The organism is Oryzifoliimicrobium ureilyticum, assembly GCF_037199735.1.
Classification (GTDB): Bacteria; Pseudomonadota; Alphaproteobacteria; order Rhizobiales; family Rhizobiaceae; genus Rhizobium; species Rhizobium ureilyticus.
The window spans coordinates 1-989 of the sequence record NZ_JBBBVQ010000074.1 but is presented as its reverse complement, the minus strand read 5'-3'; the positions used below and the strand labels follow the sequence as shown (position 1 = coordinate 989).

Here is a 989-nt window from a genome sequence, read left to right as displayed (position 1 = left end):
GAACCTTGACGGTCTGATCTTTCTGGGCGTGGAAAAACTGGTTTTCCTCGCCTTTCTGGTCTTCGAACGCGATTTCGTTATAGCCTTCACCCTTATGCGTGTTGGAGCGCAGCACCGTCCGCGTCTTGTTGGCCGGCAGATCATACGGCACGCCATTGGCAGGATTGGGTACGACACCCGTCACGAGTGGCCGATCTGGGTCGCCATCGACGAAAGCCACCATGACTTCCATCCCGATACGCGGAATGACCTGTGCGCCCCAGCTTGAACCGCCCCATGCCTGGCTGACACGCACCCAGCAGGTATCGGTCCCATCCTTCTTGGCTCGCCGATCCCAGGGGAACCACACCTTGATGCGGCCATATTGGTCTGGGTGGATCTCTTCGCCTTGCGGACCGGCAACGATGGCCACCTGCGTGCCTTCGATGCGCGGGCGCTTGGTGTTGCGGTGCGGTGTCAGCGGAACGCGGGAGGGGATCGCTTCGAAGCGGTTGATATATTCCGGCTCGTTCGTGTTCGTCTCGTAAGATCGGTCGACGATGGTATGGGCCGCGCGGATGATCACATGCTCTTCGTATTCATGCTCGGGATGGGCCACCTCATAGGGCGTAAAGCGGCGGCCGGCTTCCAGGATGCGGACGGTCGATTCTCCGAAGACATGATCGTGATCGGCTTCGGTTGCCTGCACCCGCAGCTTCTGGGCGCGCTNACATGCTCTTCGTATTCATGCTCGGGATGGGCCACCTCATAGGGCGTAAAGCGGCGGCCGGCTTCCAGGATGCGGACGGTCGATTCTCCGAAGACATGATCGTGATCGGCTTCGGTTGCCTGCACCCGCAGCTTCTGGGCGCGCTCTGCTTCGGCAACAGACGAGATGCGGGCGGGATATTCATAAAGCTCGCGCTTGGTTGCATCCGGCATCTGAACCAGCGAGGGCGTCATCGTGCCCGGCACCATGCTCGGCGTCTCAAAATTCCAGTCAGCGCCAG

The 989-nt window shown here is 60.4% G+C and carries 2 pseudogenes; both read right to left on the bottom strand.

Going from position 1 to position 989, the window contains the following annotated elements:
• Positions 1-706, bottom strand: a pseudogene (gene tssI / locus VQ830_RS28670) (type VI secretion system tip protein TssI/VgrG); the annotation flags it as partial.
• Between the two features lie 146 nt (positions 707-852).
• A pseudogene (locus VQ830_RS28960) lies at positions 853-989 on the bottom strand (hypothetical protein); the annotation flags it as partial.